A 6,085-nucleotide genomic window follows, 5' to 3' on the forward strand; every position below is an offset into this window, starting at 1 on the left:
GTGATCAAAACCAATGAAGAATTAATGATCGCGAGATCAGTATGTACTATTTTGAATTACAACATTAAACAATAAATAAAATGGAAACCCTATTGAGCAACCCCGAGGTTGATACCTTATCGCCGGTATTATTGCAAAAGATGAATGCCTATTGGCGAGCTGCCAATTATCTTTCTGTCGGACAGATCTATTTGTACGATAACCCACTGTTGAAAGAGCCGTTAAAACTTTCCCATGTTAAACCACTGGTCGTCGGCCATTGGGGGACTACACCTGGCCAAAACTTTATTTATGTGCACCTGAACCGGGTCATCAATAAATACGACCTGAATATGTTTTATGTGGCTGGCCCGGGCCATGGCGGACCTGCCATTGTGGGCAATGTTTTCCTGGAAGGAACCTGGAGCGAGGTTTATCCGGCTATTACCAAAGATGAAGCCGGATTGAAGAAATTCTTTACCCAGTTTTCCTTTCCGGGTGGTATTTCCAGCCATGTTGCGCCCACTACACCGGGATCTATCCATGAAGGCGGCGAGTTAGGTTATTCACTTAGCCACGCTTTTGGTGCAGCTTTTGATAATCCCGATTTGATAGTAGCCTGTGTGATTGGCGACGGAGAGGCTGAGACAGGTCCGCTTGCCACAGCGTGGCAATCAAATAAATTCCTTAACCCGATTACCGACGGCGCGGTATTGCCTATTCTTCATTTAAATGGCTATAAAATTAGTAATCCAACCCTGCTTGCCAGAATTGAACACGAGGAATTAGAAAAGTTCCTGCAAGGTTGTGGCTGGACGCCTTACTTTGTAGAAGGCGACGATCCTGAAACCATGCACCAGCTAATGGCTGGGATATTGGATAAGGCAGTCGATGATATTAAAGCCTACCAACATAACGCCAGAGAAAACAATGATACCACCCGGCCACGCTGGCCAATGATCGTCCTGAGATCACCTAAAGGTTGGACCGGCCCAAAAATGGTTGATGGTTTACATGTGGAAGGAACGTTTCGCTCTCACCAAGTGCCGCTATTGGTAGATGCAACACATCCGGATCATGTAGCACAGTTGGAAAGTTGGATGAAAAGCTACAAACCCGAGGAGTTGTTTGATGAAAACGGTGCGTTGATGGCTGAACTGGCAGAACTCGCTCCGAAAGGGGACCGTAGAATGGGTGCGAACCCTCACGCCAATGGCGGTCTTTTGTTAAAAGATCTCCTTATGCCCGATTTTCGTTTGCACGCTGTGAATGTAGTTTCGCCGGGCGCTGTACAACTTGGAGACACCACGGTATTAGGAAAATTTCTGCGGGATGTCATAGAACTTAACCAGGATAACTTCCGTGTTTTTGGCCCGGATGAAACATTATCAAACTTATTAAGCGCGGTCTTTGAAGTCAGCAACAGGCAGTGGGATGCCAGGGAAGCCGAATATGATGAGTTTTTAGCACCGGAAGGGCGAATAGTAGATTCTCAGCTTAGCGAACACCAATGCGAAGGCTGGTTAGAAGGATATCTACTAACCGGCAGGCACGGTATTTTCAATAGTTATGAAGCATTTATCCGTATCGTCGATTCCATGTTCAGCCAGCATGCCAAATGGCTGAAGGTAACTAAAGAATTGCCGTGGCGCCGTAGTATTGCCTCCTTGAATTATCTGCTTGCCTCGCATGTCTGGCAACAGGATCATAATGGATTTACCCACCAGGACCCAGGTTTTCTGGATCATGTGATCAATAAAAAGGCGGATATCGTCCGTGTTTATTTGCCGGCCGATGCCAATTGTTTGTTGTCAGTCTTTGATCATTGTCTACGCAGCAGGAACTATGTAAATGTGGTTGTTGCCGGGAAACATGCATTGCCGCAATGGTTAACAATCGATGAGGCCGTGATCCACTGCACCGAAGGTATTGGCATATGGCAATGGGCTAGTAATGACCAGGAATCGGAACCGGATGTGGTGATGGGCTGTTGCGGTGACACGCCTACACTGGAAATATTGGCCGCTGTTTCCATCCTGCGCGAGCATTTGCCCGATTTAAAAATACGGGTGGTTAATGTTGTCGATCTGATGAAAATGCAATCGGCAAGTGAACACCCGCATGGTTTAAGCGATCAGGATTATGATTCGTTATTCACTAAGGATAAGCAAATTGTTTTTGGCTTTCATGGTTATCCATGGCTGGTACACCGTTTAACTTACCGCCGTACCAACCGTAATTTGCATGTACGGGGATATAAGGAAGAGGGTACGATAACCACACCTTTTGATATGCGGGTACAGAATGACCTGGACAGGTTTCACCTGGTACAAGACGTTGTTGACCGCGTACCCAACCTCGGTGCCAAAGGCGATTACCTGAAACAAATGATGAAGGATAAGTTGATACAACATAAGCACTTTATCGATGCGCACGGCATGGACATGCCAGAGATCCTCAATTGGAAATGGAATAGTAATAATAGCCAATGATTACTGAACAATTGATAAATACTGCCCGAGCCCTTGTTGCAAACAACAAGGGCCTGCTGGCTATGGATGAAAGCGTTGGAACCTGCAATAAACGTTTTGCAGCACTCGGTATACCGCAAACAGTTGAAATGCGGCGAAAATACCGGGAGCTGCTCGTTACTACACCCGGTCTTAGTGAAAGTATCAGCGGAGCTATATTGTATGATGAAACCATCCGGCAGGAAAAAGCCGACGGAACTCCATTTATTAAAGTTTTGGAGGCCGCTGGAATTATCCCCGGAATTAAAGTGGACATCGGCGCGAAAAAAATGGCCGGTTTTCCTGATGAGCGGATAACAGAGGGACTCGACGGGTTACGGCTCCGCCTTACTGAATATTATGAGATGGGCGCGCGTTTTGCGAAATGGCGGGCTGTGATAACTATTGGATATGGTATCCCAAGCCGGGGATGTATAGATGCAAACGCCGGTGCGTTAGCCCGCTACGCCGCTTTGTGCCAGGAAGCAGGGTTGGTCCCGATTGTGGAGCCGGAAGTATTGATGACGGGCAGGCACACCATAGAACGGTGCCTTTCTGTAACGCAGGAAGTACTTCGCAACGTTTTTGATCAGCTTTACAAACAAAATATTTTGCTGGAAGGTATGATACTAAAACCCAACATGATATTACCAGGATTAGACTGCCCGGCTCAGGAGTCCTTTGATCTGATAGCCGCAGCTACCGTAAAGTGTTTATTACGGATAGTCCCGGCTGCCGTTCCCGGAATTGCATTTTTATCAGGCGGGCAATCTGCCGAGTTGGCTTCTGCACGCCTGGATGCAATGAACGACAAATTTAAATTAAGCCTTCCATGGGTGCTTACCTTTTCATTCGGCCGGGCGCTACAACAACCGGCTTTGGCGATTTGGAATGGTAATGACGTAAACATACATGAGGCGCAAATGGCATTATACCATCGTGCCAACTGTAACCGGGCGGCTTGTGTGGGTAATTATAACAATGCAATGGAAAACATAGTTTAACAATCACTCCTTTATAAAATATGGAACATCAACATTCAGCAGATAAACAACCCGGTAAGGCGGATCCCCACATGCAGATGAACGGCCGTGATCACCATGCGATGATGATAGCAGATTTTAAGAAACGCTTTTACGTAGTGCTGGTTCTCACCCTGCCCATCATGCTTTTATCCAAAATGATCCAGCACTTCATCGGGGTAAACTGGTCGTTCAATGGGTCTTCTTATATTTTATTTGTACTCGCTACAATTGTTTTTGTTTATGGAGGCTGGCCTTTTTTCAAAGGCCTTATAGAAGAAATAAAAAGTAAAAATCCGGGCATGATGTTTTTGGTGGGCTTTGCCATCACCGTTGCTTACGCCTATAGCGTAGCCATTGTCTTTGGGCTAAAAGGGATGGATTTTTTCTGGGAGTTGGATACGCTTATCCTGATCATGCTTTTGGGGCATTGGATTGAAATGCGCTCTATAATGGGTGCATCAAAAGACCTGGAATTGTTAATACAGCTAATGCCTGCCGATGCGCACCTGGAAAAAGACGGAAAGGTACACGATGTGACAACAGATACGCTGAAAGAAGGAGATGTTATTGTTATTAAGCCCGGAGAAAAAGTGGCTGCTGACGGCATCATCGCCGAAGGTGAAAGTTATATCAATGAATCAATGCTCACCGGGGAGTCAAAGCCGGTTAAAAAACTCAAAGGCGATAAAGTTATTGCCGGATCAATTAACGGCAACGGTTCCTTCAAAGTTACGGTATCACACGCGGCAAAGGATTCTTATTTGTCACAGGTGGTCAAATTGGTCGATGATGCCCAAAATTCAAAATCTAAAACGCAATTAATGGCAGATACTGCCGCCAAATGGTTGACCTTTATCGCTTTAGGGACTGGTATTACCACGTTCTTGTTTTGGTATCTGACGGGACATCCATTGGCATTTGCGATGGAAAGGATGGTGACGGTTATTGTGATATGCTGTCCACATGCGTTAGGGCTGGCTGTGCCATTATTGGTTGCCAAATCAACCGCCTTATCTGCCAAAAATGGCCTGTTGATCAAAGACCGGACAGCATTTGAAAATTCAAGAAAAATCACCACAGTGGTATTTGATAAAACCGGCACACTGACTATAGGAAAATTTGAAGTGTCGAAGGTAGTGTCCTTAAATAAAGAGCTTAAAGAAAATGATATCATCCGGCTTTCGGCGGCGCTGGAGCAAAAATCAGAGCACCCTATTGCGACAGGGATTTTGCAAAAAGCAGTTGACCTTAAAATAACTGCCCCATCAGCCGAAAACTTTAAAGCTATTACCGGGCAAGGTGTTGAAGCGATGGTTGAAGGCAAAAAGGTAATGGTTGTTAGTCCCGGCTATCTGAAAGAAAAACATATTGATGTACCCGAGGGGTTTAAATCCAATGATACGGAGACAGTCGTTTTTGTGATTGTAGATAAAGCGTTAGCGGGCTACATCGCCCTGTCCGATGAGATCAGGCCGGAATCGGCAGGTGCCATTAAAAAGTTGAAGGAAAACAACATCAGATCCATCTTGCTTACAGGCGATAACACTAAAGTAGCGGAGAGTGTGAGTAAAACTTTAGGAATGGATAGTTTTTTAGCCGGTGTTTTGCCGGATCAAAAATTGGCGAAGATCAAAGAATTACAGTCAACAGGTGAATTTGTCGCCATGACCGGTGACGGGATAAACGATGCCCCGGCACTTGCTCAGGCAGACATTGGTATCGCGGTTGGTTCGGGAAGTGATATCGCGGCAAACACTGCCGGGATCGTTTTGGTGAACAGCAATCCTGATGATGTTGTCAATCTTATTCTATTCGGCAAGGCTACTTATCGCAAAATGATCCAAAATTTGGTTTGGGCCACAGGTTATAACGTGATCGCGCTCCCATTGGCCGCGGGAGTACTTTACAATCAAGGCATTTTATTGAGCCCTGCAATTGGCGCTATGTTAATGACCGTAAGTACTGTAGTAGTCGCCATCAACGCCAGTTTGTTAAAAGTAAAAACCATTTAGTCTTGGAACCCCATTATTGCTCAGGTTTAACATAGACTTTTTTGCCCCATTTAATTTTATCCCATATACGCTCATGGAAGAAATAAATAATGGTAGTGTAGATATTGCTCACTATGGTAAACCCCAGGGCTGTCTTTAATTTTCCGGTAAATAGGTAAACTGCGATAAAATCCAGCACAACAACGATCACCCTGTAACTGATTGTTTTTGCAATAGACCTTTTAAGCGTTTTTTCGGAACGGTATATTGGAGGAATAAGATTTTCGATCATGGAATATGTATTGGTGTTCGCAGTGCAGCATTTAAATGCATGTGCAAAGTTTCAGATTTTCAATTCATACCAGTTACATAACTTGCCTTAAAAGTTACATCATTCACACCAATTATCAGCTCTAACATCAAAGGTGTGAATAATGTAACTTATTCTAAGAATTGCGTAACCCTCTACAATCTCTAGCCCCCACCTTTGCATTGTATTTATTGACTCACATTTAAAATTATGTTTTATAACAACTTTGGTGGTATGAACTTCGTTTGGTGGATCATCTGGATGGTCATG

5 protein-coding genes are annotated in these 6,085 nt (G+C 44.7%); 3 read left to right on the forward strand and 2 right to left on the reverse strand.

Going from position 1 to position 6,085, the window contains the following annotated elements; all coding sequences use genetic code 11:
• Positions 1-80 precede the first annotated feature (80 nt).
• From ACVW0P_RS22135 to ACVW0P_RS22145, 3 genes are read left to right on the forward strand one after another with little or no spacing between them, the layout of a single operon-like run.
• On the forward strand, positions 81-2,471 hold the full coding sequence (locus ACVW0P_RS22135) for a phosphoketolase family protein (RefSeq protein ID WP_457134001.1): 2,391 nt from the start codon (positions 81-83) through the stop codon (positions 2,469-2,471).
• Positions 2,468-3,493 carry a class I fructose-bisphosphate aldolase gene (locus ACVW0P_RS22140; RefSeq protein WP_457134002.1) on the forward strand — a complete coding sequence of 342 codons (1,026 nt, stop codon included), beginning with the start codon at positions 2,468-2,470 and terminating at the stop codon, positions 3,491-3,493. The genes ACVW0P_RS22135 and ACVW0P_RS22140 overlap by 4 nt, the downstream gene beginning before the upstream one ends.
• Positions 3,494-3,513: 20 nt before the next feature.
• A complete protein-coding gene (locus ACVW0P_RS22145) occupies positions 3,514-5,526 on the forward strand; it encodes a copper-translocating P-type ATPase (protein WP_457134003.1) in 2,013 nt (670 codons plus the stop codon).
• A 13-nt stretch (positions 5,527-5,539) separates the two neighbouring features.
• On the opposite strand, the gene ACVW0P_RS22150 is transcribed toward ACVW0P_RS22145, so the two are convergent.
• Positions 5,540-5,797: a DUF2061 domain-containing protein gene (locus ACVW0P_RS22150; RefSeq protein WP_457134004.1), complete on the reverse strand. Its 258-nt coding sequence runs from the start codon at positions 5,795-5,797 to the stop codon at positions 5,540-5,542.
• Positions 5,798-5,896: 99 nt separating this feature from the next.
• Positions 5,897-6,085: hypothetical protein (locus ACVW0P_RS22155; protein ID WP_457134005.1), on the reverse strand; the 189-nt coding region annotated here is incomplete at its 5' end.

The sequence above is a fragment of the Mucilaginibacter sp. UYNi724 genome, from assembly GCF_054057495.1.

Bases quoted from the DNA above. Each gene is read 5' to 3' on its own strand.
- ACVW0P_RS22135 (WP_457134001.1), top strand. From the start codon at position 81: ATGGAAACCCTATTGAGCAACCCCGAGGTTGATACCTTATCGCCGGTA.
- ACVW0P_RS22140 (WP_457134002.1), top strand. From the start codon at position 2,468: ATGATTACTGAACAATTGATAAATACTGCCCGAGCCCTTGTTGCAAAC.
- ACVW0P_RS22145 (WP_457134003.1), top strand. From the start codon at position 3,514: ATGGAACATCAACATTCAGCAGATAAACAACCCGGTAAGGCGGATCCC.
- ACVW0P_RS22150 (WP_457134004.1), bottom strand. From the start codon at position 5,797: ATGATCGAAAATCTTATTCCTCCAATATACCGTTCCGAAAAAACGCTT.